This window comes from Ruegeria sp. YTSC199 (genome assembly GCF_059609725.1).
The window spans coordinates 40,395-56,735 of sequence record NZ_JBXWMF010000032.1; the positions used below are offsets into that span (position 1 = coordinate 40,395).

A 16,341-nucleotide genomic window follows, 5' to 3' on the forward strand; every position below is an offset into this window, starting at 1 on the left:
TCACGCGACCTCCCTTGCGTCTGTGCCAAGATATTTTTTCAATAACTCCATCAGCGCTTCACCTGCGGTGGCGTTGACGTCGATATGGGTGACAATGCGAATGCGGCGTGTCCCAAACGCACCCGCCAGAATTCCGTCGGCGCGAAGCCGCGCGACTATTTCCGCGGCAGTAGGTGCCGCATCCTTCAGGTCAAAAATGACGATGTTAGTCTCGACCGGCAGGACTTCCTTGACCAGGGCAAGCTGCGAAATCTGATCCCCCAGGTTCGACGCAAGCGTATGATCGTCGGCCAGGCGGTCCACATGATGATCCAGCGCATAGAGGCACATAGACGCAACAATACCGGATTGGCGCATCGCACCGCCGATCTGCTGCTTCAGGCGCCACGCTTTTGCTATAAACTCGTGTGATCCGGCCAGCACGGCCCCCACCGGTGCGGCAAGCCCCTTGGTGAAATCGATCCAAACGGTGTCGAAGCCTTCGGCATAGGTGGCAGCAGGAATGCCCGTTTTGACAACGGCGTTCATCAGCCGTGCTCCGTCCATATGCGTGGCCAATCCGGCGTCTTTCGCGACAGCGGAAACGGCCTGCAATTGTTCAAGCGGCCAGATAGCACCACCGCCCATGTTCGCCGTTTGCTCAACACAAAGCAGGGTGCTTTGTGGCATGTATCGAGAATCCGGACGAATGGCGCCCAGCAGCTGATCGGGTGTGAACATGCCATTGCGACCATGCAATGCCTTAATCATCACGCTGCTAATTGCTGCGGGTCCGCCGGTTTCGAAATTGATGATGTGGCAGGATTGCTCACAGATGATTTCATCACCCGGGTTAGTGTGCACTTTGATCGCAATCTCGTTGCACATCGTACCTGATGGTAGAAAGACAGCTGCCTCTTTCCCTAGAAGCTTTGCAACCCGAGCGCAAAGCTCGGTCGTTGTGGGATCTTCATCCTTTTGTTCGTCCCCTACGACACAATCCAACACGGTCCGGCGCATCTCGGGCGTCGGTTTGGTCTTCGTGTCAGCGTAGAAATCGTACATCGCGGTCTTCTCCCCTAGGCCCGTCGAAGCTTTGATGCCGGGCGCGTTACAAGTTGTGTAGGGGGAGTCATGTCATGCCGGTGAGCATGTAAAAAATATAATTAATGATATCTAGTATTCATTTTTGATATGCTGGGAATAAGCTACTTCGAATTCCAAGTTGGTTGGGGTGGCCATAGCTTCCCCCAATTCATCAGTTTTGTTGCTTTAGATTTGGCTCCGTGCTCTGGCGAGTGGCTACTTGTTCAGAAGATCTTCAAGCACATCGAGATAGCGGTTACGGGTCTCAGCCAGGCATTTTTCAAATTCGCCGATCAGCGCGCTTACCGGTCGAAACTTGGAGCGCAGTAACGTGGTGGCAAAAGGGAGTTTCACGGAAAAGCGTCGAAACACAATTGCACGATGCCGGAAACTGAGCGCGGAGAACGGGTTAATGATCGTGACGCCCAGACCTTCCGCGACCGCCTCACCTGCCATCAGAGAATTTTGAACTTCCATCACGTTTAAGGTTGTTACGTCTTCTTCTTCTAACAACCGTTGAAGGCGTTGCGAATAAGGATCAATCTGCCCGAGTGAGACAAAATCCACACCATGCAGATCCTCGGGAGAAATGACGCTTTTTTTGCACAGGTGGTGCCCAACAGGCAGAATGCAGATTTCCGGGGAATCGGTGAAGGTTTCGAATTCAGTACCCTCTGGTTCAATTGCGTAAGCCGCCAGCCCTAGGTCGCATTGCTGTGACGTAGCCAGTTCCGCAATTGTCGGCGTCATGCGGGTCGTGACCACGGTTTGCACCCCAGGCCTGCTTTTACGAAATGCTTTGACTGTATCGACCAGAAAGCCCTGAGAAAAAGCAGGTGCGCAGGCGATGTGGATTTTCCCCTGTTGCAGGTTTCGAATTTCATCAGCCGCCCGGCTGATGCGTTTAAGGCCGCGAAACGATCGGTCGACTTCTTCATACAGCAACTGCGCCTCACGAGTGGGCGTAACCCGGTTGCCGGTTCGAACAAACAGCGTCATCCTGGTTGCATCTTCCAGTTGCTTCAACGATCTGCTTACCGCAGGTTGGGAACTGTTAAGCAGTTCGGCAGCACCTGTTACTGTGCCTACTGTCATCGTAGCGTGGAAACACTCGAGAAGACGTGAATTCAGTTGCATGTGTCGAGCCCAACCATGTAATCTCGTTAGTTATTTGAGCGCCCACAAGCATGGCACCGCTTTGGTAGGCTAATCAGATCCTAGAAAAGCAACTAAACCGCTCAAGACCAGTTGCAACCACGGAGTGAACGATGCCTGCGTAAGATGCTTACGTCAATGTCAGCTTCGTAATGCGCTGTAGTCGTTCCATAATAATGCAGCATCCGCGAACTGGGCTCAGAGCCGACCTCGGATGGTCGTAAGATTCTTACGATGGGTTCTGATGCTGTCACATTGGCAGATTGACGGATATTAGTTTGATCTCCGATTTTTTTTGAACAACGGATGGTTAAGGAAAACGAGGCATTACTTGAGTTAAGTATTAACATACCTCTGATCATAGGATTCTGCTTGGTTGCAACAAACTGCTGAACGATTGAACCCAATTTTCACAATCGCTACGGTTGGGCATAGGTCGAACACCAACAACTTCCGGGCTTTGAAGCTCGCGGTGACACTAGGCTGGCGAGAAATCGCGGAACTCCTAGCGGTTTTAACGGTTGCGTCGCAAAAACCCTGATGACGGACACTGCTACTCTTACAGTAGTTCCTGTTCAGGTAGCCGAATACTGCGTTCACTTTCACTGAAACTATCGAACGAGAAATTCCAACTTGCACCTGGCCACAATAGCTCAAGTTGTCTTTTGGCTGGTCGGTAGGCGGCAGTGTAGAGTGTACCGAACCCTGACTTAAATGCAGTTGAATAAAGCGGAGGACGCAGAAAAGCATCAATGAAGCGCTGTTCGCTCTCCGGGTGATGATTGAGGCGGTTCAGCAGAAAGCGCTCTCGTTCCACTGTCGCGGTAAACCGAGCGTGCCTGGACCATTCGACGTGGCCCTGATGGTTCGTAGCCACTGGCACGTCCGAGATCTGCGGATGCCGGTCGGGGGCAAGGTACACCGTACTGTGGTTGTACTTAGCGTCCAAAACAGTGACGTTATAGCTCATGTGGCAAGGGATGCGACACAGGCAATCGACGGCCTCGGCTGTGGTTTCGCAGGTTTGCAACACATAACGCAGGATCAACGGCACGCCGAACCCGTCGCCCACCTCGGGCCGACCGCCGAAGGTCAGCGAGACGGTCAGACCAGCATCGTTGATCCCATCAAGCAGGCCCAGAACTCCGTCACTCATCCCGATCACACCGCGCCCGTCCCATCGGGTTTTCAACAAGGCGGCGTCAAATGTTCTTGGGTGATAGTCATAGTTGCGCACTAATATTGGTGTCTTGCCGCGCCAGATCGCTTGACTGCAGCCAGACAGGTATTTGGGTGGGCAGTAAAAGCTGAGGAACCGTGCCTGGCTGTCGCTGCCACCCACAAGTTCAACCACCGGTTCCGTTGCAAAAATTTGTGGTTGTTCGGAATCCTGCTTTTGCGCCGATGGGTTAGGCGGCCAGTTCTGCGAATTGTAGAAATGGACAGAGTCCGGGCGTGAATTGACCTTTGCGGATCATGTGAGCAACTTCGATGCCGTCCAACGTTGCCGCTGCTGAAGTGAAGGCTTTGAACCCCAGCATCGGCCGGATACGCCTTTTGATGAAACGGTGATCCTGTTCGATGATATTGTTCAAGTATTTCCGCCTCACCATCTCAATTGGGATCGGGCAGCCAAAGCCTTTGAGCATTTTGTTGATGGCCTTGATGCCAGCGGTGTTGGCACCGCTCTTGTCGATCACAATCTTCCTCGGCAATCCATTTGTCTCCAACATCCTGGCGAAGAACCTTGTGGCTGCAGGTTTGTTTCGACGTCGTGAAAGCATGAAATCAAGGGTTTTGCCGTGTTTGTCGACAGCTCGATAGAGGTAAACCCACGCGCCTTTAATCTTGATATACGTTTCGTCCATCCTCCAAGAAAGGTCGCATGGCCCTTTGCGGCGACGTGCTGCTTCAGCGATTGCACCAGAATACCGTGTTACCCATCGGTTCAGCGTAGTGTGGTCCACTGAAACACCGCGCTCGGCCATGATTTCTTCCAGGTCTCGATAGGAGACACCGTAGCGAACGTAAAAGAACACTGCGAACAGGATCACGTCTTTCGGATACTGTGCACCTTTGAAAGAAATCATAAACTAACCTTCAACTGGGTAATGCCGTTCGCTACCCAGGCGCTAGCACCACAAAGGTCAATGGTCAAAAGTTTGCAACAGATCCGCTTGTGAGGCCCCGATGACGGATATCTTAGAAAGCCCGCTTACAAAGAAGTTACAAGTCTTCCTCGCCTTGTCTGAAGATGAATTGGATGTTTTGAAGCGTCTGCATCTGCGCCGCCGGTCCTTCACGGCGGGGCGTGATCTTGTACATCAGGGGCAATCTGATCAGGCCGCTTACATTCTGGCCGCCGGCTGGGTGTGTTCCTACAAGCTTCAGCCGGACGGAACCCGACAGATCGTAGACTTCCAGATACCAGGGGATTTTCTTGGATTGCGCAGCGTCCTGCTGCGCACCTCCGACCACAGTTTCGAGCCGGTCACGGACATTCAGGCGGTGGAGGTTCTGGAGGACGACCTTCTGGAAGCATTCGAGAAAACGCCTCGCCTGGCGGCAGCCGTTCTCTGGGCAGCATCACGGGACGAAGCCATGGTCGTCGAGCACCTCGTTGGGGTTGGCCGACGCGCCGCAGATGCGCGCATGGCGCATTTCTTCTTGGAACTGGCGGAACGGCTGAGGCTGGTCGGAATGGGGAGCAAGAAAGGATTCGCTTGCCCTTTGACGCAGTACCATCTTGCTGATGCACTCGGCTTAAGCGCCATCCATGTGAACCGTGTTTTGAGGCAGCTTCGCGAAAAACGGCTGCTGACCTTTCGGGACGGCTGCGTGACGTTCGACGACTATGACGGATTGGTGGCCATTTCAGGTTTCGATACGGCGTATCTGGATCAGACCGGCCCACTTTTGAAATGAAGGAGGCCGCCCTTCGCTAAACTTGGGCGGCCTGATTTTCTTCTAAGACGAGATAAGTCAGTAATAAGACGAGATAAGTCAGATAATCTCTTCTGCAGCCGCGTTGAGTTCTCTGTCCGTCTCGTCGTAGTTATTCGCCTCGTGCGCTTTCTCGGCAGCCTGGTAGTGTTCCAGCGCCCGATCCTTTCTGGGACCGGCAGGCGCTTTGTCACAAGCTGCTTTGACCGAGGTCATCTTCTCGGTGACATTGGTTTGTTCAGGCGTCATTAGAATGTCCTTTCCTGGACATTCCGAGAATAGGAAACGCTGGGCAATGCGGCTCGTTTCAAGAACCGCACGCTTCACGCGCTTCTATTTTGCTCGGAAATGAGTGCCGCCGGAGATTCGGCAGGCACGAAGCGATGTACTCATCTTCTCCGCTCCGCTGCACTGACGCAGGTTAGCCTGGGACACTCGAAAGTTGTACTGTCCGCTTGGGTATCGGCTGTAGTGGTCAAGTTCTGGTTCTGAATCCAGACCCCAGGGGCCGGTTCACATGTCAATAAGTTCGTTAGAGGTTTCGCCCCAAGGTGAAGATTCACCCTGCTGGAGTCAGGTGGTGGGGGTTTGCTGATGTGACAGCCGCAGCCACCGACCGTTGTCCAGGAAATATGTGGACGCGCAGAGCGCCTCATAGATTGGTGAACCCGACTTTTCAGCGAATACGCGATAGGCGAGCACGGCAATGGCTCCTTGCCTGATTTGGCTGCGGTCTCTCATTTCCACGGTTCGCCAGCCCGTGTTTTTCTTCATATGCTCCAGGATCTGTCCGCCCTGAAGGATGCCTGGCGGATAGGGAAGTATCATCACTGCATTTGTTGCAGTCACCGTGCGAGCGCTGTCCGCGCCGCTGGTCCAGTGCCGCGCCTCCAGATCCCAGAGGATCGCATTGTCATGACCGGGTAGACCGCCCTGCCTGCAGTCGCCGTCTTGTGCTTTGCCCAAGGTCATTGGCCCGTTCCCGGAGTGCCAGCGAGTATTAATTGCACAATCAGAAAGAAGATCGTCAGTACCGCCCATATCAATCCAGGTAAATTTGCCGGCCGGTTTTCCGCGCCACCAGAAACAGCCCTTAAACGCTTGCGGCGTTTGGGAAGAAGACGGGTCAGTTCCCGCGCGACCGATCTGTAATCCTGTTTGAGTTCAGGCACGTCACGGAATTGCGACAACAGCATCTCCAGTCGCGAACCAGCGGCCTCTTCCTCCAAAGCGGCAAGCGCGGCTGCCTCTTCCCAAGGTTCGAGTTCTAGCCTTGCAAGGGCCGAAAGTACCGTAACAGCATTGCCTTTCCGGTCCTCACCAACGAAGGCTTGCAAAAACCGATCGAACTCAGGGCTATGCGGGTAAAGAATGCCACCTGCGGGCATCACCACTTCCTCCTTTTCAATGTTTTTTGGATCTTGGGAGCGAACGTGCCGACTGACCGGGGTCTCCTCTGGCAAGATCAAAATGTTTCGGATTGTTTCGATCATACCCGCATCGCCTGGAGCACGCGCTGACGCAGATCAGCCGGTGTCCAAACCTCTGAAGTCAAGCATCAGGGCAGCTCCAAGGTTCGCTCGCACGGCCCGGGTCCCAGCGGCGCTAACATGGGTCAGCGCGCATCGCCCGGTTCTGGGATAATGTATGATGACCGCAAATGCAGGCTACCTCTCAGCAATCAGGATACCGCAGCCCTTGCAGCGCGGAAGGCACGTATACATCGCGGAGACCGGAGATGGCGCTGCGTTCAATCAGATCCACCGTGACCTTCCCGCGCCCGTTTACCCTATCCGGATATTCGGACGAGCTGCCTGCCGGTGAATACGAAGTATTGGTTGAGGAAGAACTTATCGAGACGCTGAGTTTCACGGAATACCGCAGAACAGCGATTTTCCTGACCATAAACGGCAAAGGGCGTTCGCTGGGCCAAACAGAAATGCGACCAATTTCCTGGACCGACCTGGAAACGGCACTTGGCCGCGGCATTCAATATGACATCTGAAGATAGCGAGGCGGCGCGTTGCCGCTGGAGGAACTACAATGGACACTCCCGAATGGCTTAAACCCGGCCTCTACGGCGCCGTCATCGGCGCGGTACTTGTTAGTGTAGCTGGATTTTCTTGGGGCGGCTGGGTAACCGGCCGAACCTCGAACGACAGGTCCGTGGCTATGGCCCGTGAACATGTTGCCACCGCATTGGTGCCTGTCTGTCTGGACATGGCCCGATCCGATCCGGAACGGGCTGCCAAGATGGCGGCGATCCGGGCAGCCTCTACCTTCCGGCAGCGAGAGGCCCTTATGGCGGCTGGCTGGGCGACGGTACCAGGCACAGAGACCCCGAACCGGGACATCGCGCAAGCCTGCCTTGCAGCCCTTGACGTAAACAAGTCACCGGAGCGTCCGGAAAACACGATCAATGAAGGATGAGCAGCGCCATGTCACCACCTCTGCCTGAAACAACCGATCTTGAACGGCGCGTTCTAGCCCATGAACGGGTTCTCCAGTCGCTCATTGCTTACATGTCGTACACGGAACCGCGTTTTCTTGAGCACCTGAAGAAGCGTTTTGTTGAGCCGATGGCCATGGTGCGGCACGAGCATGACCACCGGAACGCGGATGACTACGCGGAGGAGTTTATTCGCGCCGTGATGGCCCTTGGAGAAACGCAATTGCCAAAGGCGGCGAGCTCCAGCGTACTCGTTAAGCCATTGCACCAACCGGAAAAGAGACAAACTTCGGCACACCCCTATTATCCCACTGCGCAAGCTGATCGTGTCCGTGTCAGAGAGAGGAATGGGATCTGGGAGGTCAAGGTGGATGGCGTATTCCACGGGGACTACCACGACAAGGGCAATGCTCTGGCAGCCGCAGCCTTGGCCCGCTTGTCGCTTTAAAGAAAGGACATCTCCTATGAACGAGTTAGTCAGAAAGTCCATTGCGGTTTTCGCCCGGCCTTTCAGTGTGCCTGACTTCGACGAGAGGCTTCCGGCAGGAGAGTATGACATTGAAACGGAACTGTGTTCACCGCCCGACCAGCTGCACCCGGAAGTCTGGAAAGCATCTGTAGCGGTGAGGCTGCATTCTCGGGCATCCCACCCCAGCCTGGCGAGAACCTTGACCGTTTCACTGGCCGACCTCGATGACGCCCTAGCAAAGGACAAGCTGACCGGAAAAGATCTGGCCGAAATTTTCCTCGAAGAAATGCTGGCAGACCCGATGGTTCGGCTGGTGATGGAGGCCGACGGTGTTTCCGAGATGCAGCTTCGGCATCTCTACGCGGGCGGGCGCGCATCTCAGGCGGACAAAGAGGCACGGGATGCGGATACAACAGGTACATCGCCACAAGAAAACTCACAAATACAGGCTGCGGAGAACGAAGGAATGCCGACACAGAGGGAATAAGACACTTGGATCCACCCCGCCGACCGCCAAGGTCTGCGCCGGGTGCCGGTTCGCACGAGCAAGGGAGAAAACGATATGCCCGACCAGAACGGCGGCCCGGAAGACCGTGGGCCATGGCAAAGCAAACAGAAGAGCAATCCTCCCGAGATTGACGATCTTCTTCGTCAAGGCCGCGACCGCCTGAGCGGATTACTCCCTGAAGGGCGGCCGCCTCTGAGAGGGGTACTGGTTGCAGGAGCGATAGTCTTGGCGGCGGTTGCAGCCTGGTCTTCTTATTACACAGTCCCGAGCGACTCGGTCGCCGTTGTCCAGCGTTTCGGCAAATACATTGCTGAGGTTCCGCCTGGCCTGCATTTCAAATTCCCGTTTGGCATCGACGTTGCCACACTGGTGCCCGTGAAACGGCAGCTGAAGCAGGAATTCGGATTCACCACGCCGGGCAGGAGTGATCCCTTCCAAAGCCCGTCTGACGGCCGACGTGAAACCGAAATGGTTACGGGAGATCTGAACGCCGCGCTTGTGGAATGGGTGGTGCAGTATCGGATCTCGGACCCCCTGAAGTTCCTGTTCGAGGTACGCGAGCCAAGCGCGACTTTGCGCTACGTCTCTGAGTCGGTGATGCGCGAGGTCGTCGGAGACCGCACGGTTGACGAGGTCATCACCATCGGCCGGCAAGAGATCGAGAGCGAGGCACTTTTTAAGATGCAGGCTCTGTCCACGAAATACGCCATGGGCATCAGCATCGACCAGGTGCAGCTGAAAAACATCAACCCGCCGGGACCCGTTCAGGCGTCGTTTAATGAGGTCAACCAGGCCCAGCAGGAAAAGGAGCGCCTGATCAATGAGGCGCGCCGCGAATATAACAAAGTCATTCCGCTGGCCGAGGGCGAGAAAGATCAGCGTATCCGCGAGGCTGACGGTTATCGCCTGAAACGCATCAACGAGGCGGAAGGCGACGCTGCGCGGTTCACCGCGCTTTTGGCCGAATACGTCAAGGCGCCTGAGGTCACGAGACGGCGGATATACATAGAAACCCTCCAGGATGTTCTGCCCACAATCCTGTCAAAAATCATTGTCGAAGGATCGACTGCGAGCATCCTGCCGCTTTTGAACCTCGACAGGCTTCAGGAGGATCCGTCATGAACATCAGACTGGGTCTCATTGCAGGGATTGCGGCTGCAGTTGGCGTGATTGCCTCCGGTTCCCTCTACACAGTTGGCGAAGTCGAACAGGCCATTATCACCCAATTCGGCAAACCCGTGGGAGAACCAGTCATAACGGCCGGTTTAAAGCTAAAGCTGCCCATCGTTCAGGAAGTCAACCGGATCGACCGCCGGGTTCTTGAGTGGGATGGCAATCCGTCCGACATGCCCACTAAGGACAAGCTCTACATTTCCGTCGATCTGTTCGCCCGCTGGAAAATCACCGACCCGTTGCAATATTTCCTGCGGCTGCGCGATGAGCGCAGCGCGCAATCCCGTCTGGACGATATTCTCGGCAGCGAAACCCGCAATGCCGTCGCCAAACACGAGTTGATAGAGATCATCCGGACCACGAAGGGCCGGATCCCGTTGCGGGACACGCTTCTAACCGATGAGGAGCGTGCGCAGGACATAGGTTCTCTGGTTCCTATCCAGAAAGGCCGCGCACTTGTGGAACAAGAGATTTTCGCAGCCGCCTCAGAGAAGGTTCGTGTTTTTGGGATCGAGCTTCTCGATATCCGTTTCAAGCGGATCAACTACAATGAGAGTGTGCGTCCGAAGATCTACGACCGCATGATCTCCGAGCGCCGCCAGATCGCTGAACGTTTTCTTTCCGAAGGCAATGGCGAAGCCGCTCGAATTCGCGGCAATCGGGTTCGCGATCTGAACAAGATACAATCCGAAGCGTATCGCGCCGTCGAGGAAATCCGCGGTGTGGCTGACGCCTCGGCGGCTGCGATCTACGCGGAAGCCTACAACATCAACGCCCAAGCAGCCGAATTCTATGCGTTTACCCGGACAATGCAGGCCTACAAGGACATGATTTCAGGCGGAACGACGCTGGTCCTGACAACGGACAGCGAACTTTTCAGGTTTCTGAGAGGAATGGAGGCCGGAGAGCCGGTCGAGAGCACGTCTCCTCTCCCTCCCGGCCTGACGGCTGCGGCCGAACGCTGATGAATCGGAGGACAAAGAGATGACGGAAGGACCGGTGGATTTAGACGAAAGGCGAAGCGCCGAACGCCAGATTGCGACCGACACCCGTTGCCGCAAACGCGGTGTTTGGGAGCAGACGCCATCCACTCCATCCGCGTTTAATAGGTTCAAAGATTTGGGTTTTCGGCACGTGCATCCGCCGCAAACGCAAAAGTCCAGTTTGTCCGCGTCTTATCGGTTCGCATAGGGCACAACGAATGGCAACTGGTTTACATGTTCACTATTTTTTTTCATGACGCCCAAATATGCACGCTCGGGTCAGTTGGGCCAATAAAGAAAAACGTTGCGCCTTGTGGCGGAATTTGACCGACTGTCCCGCGAATAGCGGATTGGCCCGCAAATCGTGAGTTCGCTGACTTCGACGTTTTGCACCTGCGCCGAATGTCCGAAAATTGGGCTGCGACCGCAGCATCGAATTACCGTGGCCAACGGCAGGAATGGGCCGCGCTCTACAGCAACCCGCAACGATCTCTTTATTCGTGTGTGCGCTGTTTCTTTGGATCGTAGATGGGGTTTGCTGCGATGGTTGCTTGCGTGTTCAGACCATCGCTTGACACGGCCAGCGTCGTTCCAACGGCCAGTCCTGGAACAACATGCGCAAGGGCAAGGGATTTACCCATCCGGTGTGAGTAGCAGGGGCTGTTGATTACGCCGACAGGTTCACCATCCAACGACAGCATTTCACCACCGGCCACAATGTCGGGGTGATTTATATCCAGGCACACATTGTTTATTTTTTCGGCCCCCTTTGCCGCCACGACGGTCGCTTTTCCGCGATAATCGGCCTTGGTTGTGCTGACGGTAAAGCCTAAGCCATCCTCCCATGGGGTGTTGTCCTCGGTCATGTCATAGCCATAAAACAAGAGCCCGGCCTCGATCCGCACCTTGTCCAGAGCAGTAAAAGAACAGGGCATAACGCCCTCCTGCACGAGCTTGTCCCAGATATCCGTAATCACTGTCCCATCTGCGAAAATCTCATAACCGCGTTCGCCGGAATAGCCCGTGCGTGAGATACGACAGGAATGGCCGAACAGAACCGCAGGCGCGTGTTCGAAATAGGCCATTTCGGACAGGTCGATATCCGTGTGGGCGTTCAGAATCTCCAAAGAGGCAGGGCCCTGCACCGACAAGTTATGCAGTTCGTCGGTAAAATTGATCTGAACGTCACGCCCAGCCGCCGAGGCTTCCAGCAGCGCCATGGTGTCGCCGGAGCCGTGCACGATCATCCATTCGTTGCCACCATTGTTCGACACGATCGCATCGTCGGCGATCCCGCCGTCATCGTTCAGAACGCAGAGGTAGGCAGCCTTGCCCGGTCCGACTTTGGTCAGATCGCGCGTGGTCAGATGATCCAGCACCACCTGGGCATCTAGGCCTCGAACGAACACTTTCTTCAGGGGAGACATATCGAACATACCTGCCCGTTCTCGGACCGCATCGTGCTCATCATTGGGATCGGAGTTATAGGTCCAGGCCGTACCCATGCCGTTCCAGTCCTCCAACCCGGAGCCAAGCGCGGTATGGCGCGATGCAAGGGCGGATGTGCGGCTAAGTTCTTCGGTCATGAGTCTTCCTTTCTAGTACCATTCGTCCGGCATCCGTGCTTTGCGTTCAGACACGAAGTCTTCAAGCGTTGCTTTTGTGCTGGGGTCCATGTCGGGCTGTTGATAGTCGTCCAACATCTGGCGCCACCGCGTCGTGGCGCGTTGGTCTGACGTGAGCGCGCCGTTCTCCGTCCAGGTCTCGAAAGGGCCGGCATCCGGGATTTGCGGTTCAAAATTCGCCGATCTGTAGTGGCGCAGCGTGTGGCTGGAAGAGAGGAAATTCTCGCCCGGGCCGGTTTCGAGATAGGCATCGCGGCCGAAGGCTTCGTCGTCGACTTCAAAACCCTGCAACAGTTTCAGCATCGCGCCGCAGTGATCTACGTCCATGATGAACTTCTCGTAGGACATGACCAACCCGCCTTCGAGCCAACCCGCCGCATGCCAGACCTGATGCGCACCGGACAGAAGGGTGGACCACATGGCCCCCGTACTGTCCTGCATCGCCTGCCCGTCGGGTGCGTTGGATGCTGTGATTTGTCCGCCGCCTGAACGCACCGGAACGCGGAGCCTGCGCCCCAGTTGCGACAGTGCCATGGTGACCATGTTCGCTTCTGCCGATCCGAAGGTCAGCGCACCCGTGCGCAGGTTCATGCTGGAATGAAACGACCCCATGACAACCGGGCAACCGGGGCGGACAAGCTGTGTCAGGGCGATGCCGACCATCGCTTCGGCCAGCGTTTGGGCTGCCACTGCCGCAGGCGAGAGCGGCCCCATGGCCCCAGCGAAAATCGCCGGAGAGACGCACACGCTCTGGTTTGCTTTGGCATAGATGCGGAGCGCGGAGGACATGGTGTCATCGAACACGAGCGGAGAGTTGACGTTGATATTGGCCTGCATGACGGCGTTGCGGTTCATGAAGTCGCGTCCAAAGACCAATCGCGCCATTTCGATACTGTCATGAGCGCGGTCAGGTGCAGTGACCGACCCCATGAAGGGTTTGGTCGACAGGGTGAGGTGGGCCAACAACATGTCCAGATGCCGCTTGTTCACCGGCACATCCGTTGGCTCGACCACCGTGCCGCCGGAATGATGCAGCGCAGGGGAGCTGTAGGTGAGTTTTACAAAGTTGCGGAAGTCTTCGAGCGTCGCGTACCGTCGACCATTGGTCAGATCGCTGACAAAGGGTGACCCGTATCCCGGCATCAGAACAATATTGTCGCCGCCGAGGGTCACGGTTCTGGCCGGATCCCGGCTGTGCAATTTGAACTCCAACGGCGCCGTGGCGCAAAGCGCGCGCGCATGGCCCGGTTCAAACCGGACCCGCTCCCCGTCGACACTGGCGCCGGACGCGGCAAACAATTCGAGCGCTTTATGATCGCCCCGGAATTCGACGCCTATCTTGCTCAGAATCCAGCCCGCCTGATTTTCGATCCGCGCCAAAGCCGCATCGTTCAGCATCGCGTATGCAGGTATCTTTCGCGTCGTGAACGGAGCGCCTGCAGACACCGTGTCACCACATGGCGGTCGATCACGACGGGAGCGGCTGCGGCGCACTGCCGGTTTCGAGGTGTCCGTGGTGGCGTTCAAAGCACCCAAACGCGAAACTCCGATTCATTTGTTCCCCAGCAGGATTGGCGTTTGCCGCGCAGTTGAAAATCGAAATCTTCTGGCCATTGCGTTCAAAATTTTTGTACAAGCTTGATATGCGCCGACACTTTCGCCATCATGACCTGCTCAGGTTGTTCGCCGAGATCGCCCGGCATTCCAGTTTCTCGGACGCTGCCGCAGCGCTGAACATGACCAAGGGTGCGATTAGCTATCAGATCAAGACGCTTGAAGCTGATCTGGGGATGGCCCTGTTCCGCCGCACGACACGCGGCGTTACCCTGACGGATGAAGGGTTGAGGCTGCTGGCGGCTTGCCAGACCCGTTATCAGGAAATCGAAGCTGATATTCTGGAGATGAAGGGGCGCGCATCGCGATCCCTGATTGTTGGAGTGTCGACCTATTTCGCAGCGCGATGGCTGTCCCCGCGTCTGATGACCTTTTTGCAGCGCCACCCGGATGTGCAGTTGCGCATTCAGCCGATGATCCAGTTTTCTGAGCAGGAAATGCAGCATGTTGATGTGGCGATCAGGTGGGGGAATGGAGATTGGGGGGAAGGCGTGGTGACCCCCTTAATGTCATTGTCGCCCTATCCCGTCGGGAACTCTTCTGTGGCTCAAAAAGTTGAGGCATTAGGACTGGGCGTGGCGATATCACAGCTCACATTGCTCAGAGACCGGGACGACAGCAATGCCTGGTCCGATTGGCTGACCGCCGCAGGTCTGCCCCAGCAGACGCGTCAAGATGTGTTGATCGTCCCCGACCCCAACGTTCGGGTACAGGCTGTCATCAACGGGCAAGGGATTGCCTTGATGGATGACCTGGTGTCGGCCGACCTGGAGGCGCAACTGCTGTTCCGGTTGTCAGAAATTGAACTGCCCGACTACGGGTACTTTCTGGTTCAGCCGAACGGCACCGTTGCAACGGACGCCGTGGCTACATTCTCGGCCTGGCTGAGAGCCCAATCCTGACCACTTTCGACTTGAACGTCATAGGCTCTATATTTATACGCCGTATAAATTAGGACCCACGGAAGCACCGATATGACAACCGGGCACATCATGATGGCCATGAGCCTCGATGGATTTGTTGCGAGACCCGACCACGCGCTTGACTGGCTGAATAAGCAAGCGACGCAAGACGAAGATCACGGTTTTGCCGCGTTTCAGGACCGGATGGACGTGATCGTCATGGGGTCGGGATCGTTTCGCACGGTTGTAGGATTCGGGGAGTGGCCATACACCATCCCCTGCATCGTGATGAGCCGAACAATGACTGATGAAGGCATTCCGAAGGATCTGCGCGGCAAGGTTGAGATTTCAACACTTGAGCCCAAAGCCCTGTTGGGCTCTTTGGAGAAGCGCGGTTTGAAACAGGCGTATGTCGATGGCGGTGCGGTTATTCGGTCCTTTATCCAGGCGGGGCTTATCGAAGACATGAAAATATCCATCGTGCCGATCCTTCTTGGCGAAGGCATCCGGATATTTGGCTCCAATGACACGGACATTGATCTGGAGCTGGTGTCATCGACCGCCTTCCCGTCCGGGCTGGTGGACCTTAAATACAAGGTGAAACAGTGATCAAGGTTGCGTCCGTTGGACGACCGATAAAATCGTCGCAACACCTGTCAAAGCAAGTGATCCTGAGAACTGCGCTGCCAATCGTTCAGAAAGGCGGTGTCGATGCGCTGTCATTCCGTGTGCTTGCCGATCAGCTGGGCGTTAGCCCGATGGCAGTCACCTATCACGCCGGCAACAAGAAACAGCTTTTGACCGATCTGGTGGAGCTTGCCTTCAAGGGGGTCGCAGACGGCATCGAAGAGAGGTCCCCGGTCAAACGGGCCCGCAGCATACTGGCGGCCTACTACCGGTATGCGTTGAAGAACGCCAATCTGCTGCGCGCGATCTTGGATGATGTGACGCTCATGAGCGCGGACCTTGTCCATGTTGCGGCGGAATTGAAGGCCAGCACGGACCAACTGAAGAACAGCGATGGCGGAAATGTGCTGGTTCACCTCCTAATCGACTATGCTCATGGCTTCGTGCTTTCGGCCTCAAGCGGAGAAAACAATCCCCTGACAATCGACGACTTTCTGCGCGGCGTTGACTGGATTCTGAGCCAAGCAGCCGGAAAGGATGATGCGATCTAACATGAAGAACAAACGCATCCGCGCAGCGCGCCGGAACAACCTTTAAGCATCCCCCGGAACCAGATTGTAGTGTTCACTGGCGTTTCCGGATCGGGTAATTTGTCGCTGGCTGAGTTTACTATCGGAGTAGTTTCGCCCCCGCGGCGAATGTCTGGAAAGCGGGATGCAAACGCAGCATCTCAGCTGGTTGTTGGATGTCGTGTGTGGATGGCTCCTGCATTGCAAGCGTTTTTTGCGGTTGCGATGGTCTGTCAGTACAGTCGTGTGTCCGGCCTGT

The 16,341-nt window shown here is 55.8% G+C and carries 19 protein-coding genes; 10 read left to right on the plus strand and 9 right to left on the minus strand.

Features of this window, described 5'->3' with window-relative positions; genetic code table 11:
* The 4 genes from AC2FEE_RS22135 to AC2FEE_RS22150 all read right to left on the minus strand — a co-directional run bounded on the left by AC2FEE_RS22135 (nucleotide 1) and on the right by AC2FEE_RS22150 (nucleotide 4,310).
* Nucleotides 1-1,044: a threonine aldolase family protein gene (locus AC2FEE_RS22135; RefSeq protein WP_496867555.1), complete on the minus strand. Its 1,044-nt coding sequence runs from the start codon at nucleotides 1,042-1,044 to the stop codon at nucleotides 1-3.
* A 237-nt stretch (nucleotides 1,045-1,281) separates the two neighbouring features.
* Nucleotides 1,282-2,202, minus strand: a complete 921-nt coding sequence (locus AC2FEE_RS22140) for a LysR substrate-binding domain-containing protein (protein WP_496867556.1) — start codon at nucleotides 2,200-2,202, stop codon at nucleotides 1,282-1,284.
* 577 nt (nucleotides 2,203-2,779) lie between these two features.
* Complete coding sequence (locus AC2FEE_RS22145) at nucleotides 2,780-3,574, minus strand: C45 family autoproteolytic acyltransferase/hydrolase (RefSeq protein WP_496867558.1); 795 nt, start codon at nucleotides 3,572-3,574, stop codon at nucleotides 2,780-2,782.
* A 55-nt stretch (nucleotides 3,575-3,629) separates the two neighbouring features.
* Nucleotides 3,630-4,310 (minus strand): IS6 family transposase, encoded by a 681-nt coding sequence (locus tag AC2FEE_RS22150; RefSeq protein ID WP_496684685.1) that lies wholly within the window; start codon nucleotides 4,308-4,310, stop codon nucleotides 3,630-3,632.
* A gap of 100 nt (nucleotides 4,311-4,410) precedes the next feature.
* On the opposite strand from AC2FEE_RS22150, the gene AC2FEE_RS22155 reads away from it, so the two are divergent.
* Nucleotides 4,411-5,145, plus strand: coding sequence for a Crp/Fnr family transcriptional regulator (locus tag AC2FEE_RS22155; protein ID WP_496867559.1), 735 nt, complete (start codon nucleotides 4,411-4,413; stop codon nucleotides 5,143-5,145).
* A 78-nt stretch (nucleotides 5,146-5,223) separates the two neighbouring features.
* Here AC2FEE_RS22155 and AC2FEE_RS22160 read toward each other — a convergent pair whose 3' ends face one another.
* The 3 genes from AC2FEE_RS22160 to AC2FEE_RS22170 form a co-directional block, all read right to left on the minus strand.
* The gene (locus tag AC2FEE_RS22160; RefSeq protein ID WP_113788272.1) at nucleotides 5,224-5,412 is read right to left on the minus strand and encodes a hypothetical protein; all 189 of its coding nucleotides are present in this window, start codon (nucleotides 5,410-5,412) and stop codon (nucleotides 5,224-5,226) included.
* A gap of 324 nt (nucleotides 5,413-5,736) precedes the next feature.
* Nucleotides 5,737-6,135 carry a hypothetical protein gene (locus AC2FEE_RS22165; RefSeq protein WP_496867560.1) on the minus strand — a complete coding sequence of 133 codons (399 nt, stop codon included), beginning with the start codon at nucleotides 6,133-6,135 and terminating at the stop codon, nucleotides 5,737-5,739.
* Entirely contained in the window at nucleotides 6,132-6,656 is a 525-nt protein-coding gene (locus AC2FEE_RS22170; RefSeq protein WP_496747800.1) for a hypothetical protein, read from the minus strand. The genes AC2FEE_RS22165 and AC2FEE_RS22170 overlap by 4 nt, the downstream gene beginning before the upstream one ends.
* Before the next feature lie 245 nt (nucleotides 6,657-6,901).
* Between AC2FEE_RS22170 and AC2FEE_RS22175 the strand changes: the two genes are divergently transcribed.
* The 6 genes from AC2FEE_RS22175 (at nucleotide 6,902) to hflC (ending at nucleotide 10,727) form a co-directional block, all read left to right on the plus strand.
* Nucleotides 6,902-7,168, plus strand: coding sequence for a hypothetical protein (locus tag AC2FEE_RS22175; RefSeq protein WP_496867561.1), 267 nt, complete (start codon nucleotides 6,902-6,904; stop codon nucleotides 7,166-7,168).
* A 38-nt stretch (nucleotides 7,169-7,206) separates the two neighbouring features.
* Nucleotides 7,207-7,593, plus strand: coding sequence for a hypothetical protein (locus tag AC2FEE_RS22180; protein WP_496867563.1), 387 nt, complete (start codon nucleotides 7,207-7,209; stop codon nucleotides 7,591-7,593).
* An 8-nt stretch (nucleotides 7,594-7,601) separates the two neighbouring features.
* Nucleotides 7,602-8,060 carry a hypothetical protein gene (locus AC2FEE_RS22185; protein ID WP_496867564.1) on the plus strand — a complete coding sequence of 153 codons (459 nt, stop codon included), beginning with the start codon at nucleotides 7,602-7,604 and terminating at the stop codon, nucleotides 8,058-8,060.
* 16 nt (nucleotides 8,061-8,076) lie between these two features.
* On the plus strand, nucleotides 8,077-8,568 hold the full coding sequence (locus AC2FEE_RS22190) for a hypothetical protein (RefSeq protein WP_496867565.1): 492 nt from the start codon (nucleotides 8,077-8,079) through the stop codon (nucleotides 8,566-8,568).
* 75 nt (nucleotides 8,569-8,643) lie between these two features.
* Entirely contained in the window at nucleotides 8,644-9,711 is a 1,068-nt protein-coding gene (gene hflK, locus AC2FEE_RS22195) for an FtsH protease activity modulator HflK (RefSeq protein WP_282121195.1), read from the plus strand.
* Nucleotides 9,708-10,727, plus strand: a complete 1,020-nt coding sequence (hflC, locus tag AC2FEE_RS22200; RefSeq protein ID WP_496832988.1) for a protease modulator HflC — start codon at nucleotides 9,708-9,710, stop codon at nucleotides 10,725-10,727. Before hflK ends, hflC begins: the two co-directional genes overlap by 4 nt.
* Before the next feature lie 512 nt (nucleotides 10,728-11,239).
* On the opposite strand, the gene AC2FEE_RS22205 is transcribed toward hflC, so the two are convergent.
* Complete coding sequence (locus tag AC2FEE_RS22205; RefSeq protein WP_496867567.1) at nucleotides 11,240-12,331, minus strand: aminomethyl transferase family protein; 1,092 nt, start codon at nucleotides 12,329-12,331, stop codon at nucleotides 11,240-11,242.
* A gap of 12 nt (nucleotides 12,332-12,343) precedes the next feature.
* Complete coding sequence (locus AC2FEE_RS22210; RefSeq protein WP_496867568.1) at nucleotides 12,344-13,906, minus strand: trimethylamine methyltransferase family protein; 1,563 nt, start codon at nucleotides 13,904-13,906, stop codon at nucleotides 12,344-12,346.
* 107 nt (nucleotides 13,907-14,013) lie between these two features.
* Here AC2FEE_RS22210 and AC2FEE_RS22215 point away from each other — a divergent pair, with 107 nt between their 5' ends.
* The 3 genes from AC2FEE_RS22215 (at nucleotide 14,014) to AC2FEE_RS22225 (ending at nucleotide 16,064) form a co-directional block, all read left to right on the plus strand.
* Entirely contained in the window at nucleotides 14,014-14,886 is an 873-nt protein-coding gene (locus AC2FEE_RS22215) for a LysR substrate-binding domain-containing protein (protein ID WP_496867569.1), read from the plus strand.
* A 72-nt stretch (nucleotides 14,887-14,958) separates the two neighbouring features.
* Nucleotides 14,959-15,495, plus strand: a complete 537-nt coding sequence (locus tag AC2FEE_RS22220; protein WP_496867571.1) for a dihydrofolate reductase family protein — start codon at nucleotides 14,959-14,961, stop codon at nucleotides 15,493-15,495.
* A gap of 56 nt (nucleotides 15,496-15,551) precedes the next feature.
* Nucleotides 15,552-16,064, plus strand: coding sequence for a TetR/AcrR family transcriptional regulator (locus tag AC2FEE_RS22225; protein ID WP_496867573.1), 513 nt, complete (start codon nucleotides 15,552-15,554; stop codon nucleotides 16,062-16,064).
* The last annotated feature ends 277 nt before the right edge of the window (nucleotides 16,065-16,341 follow it).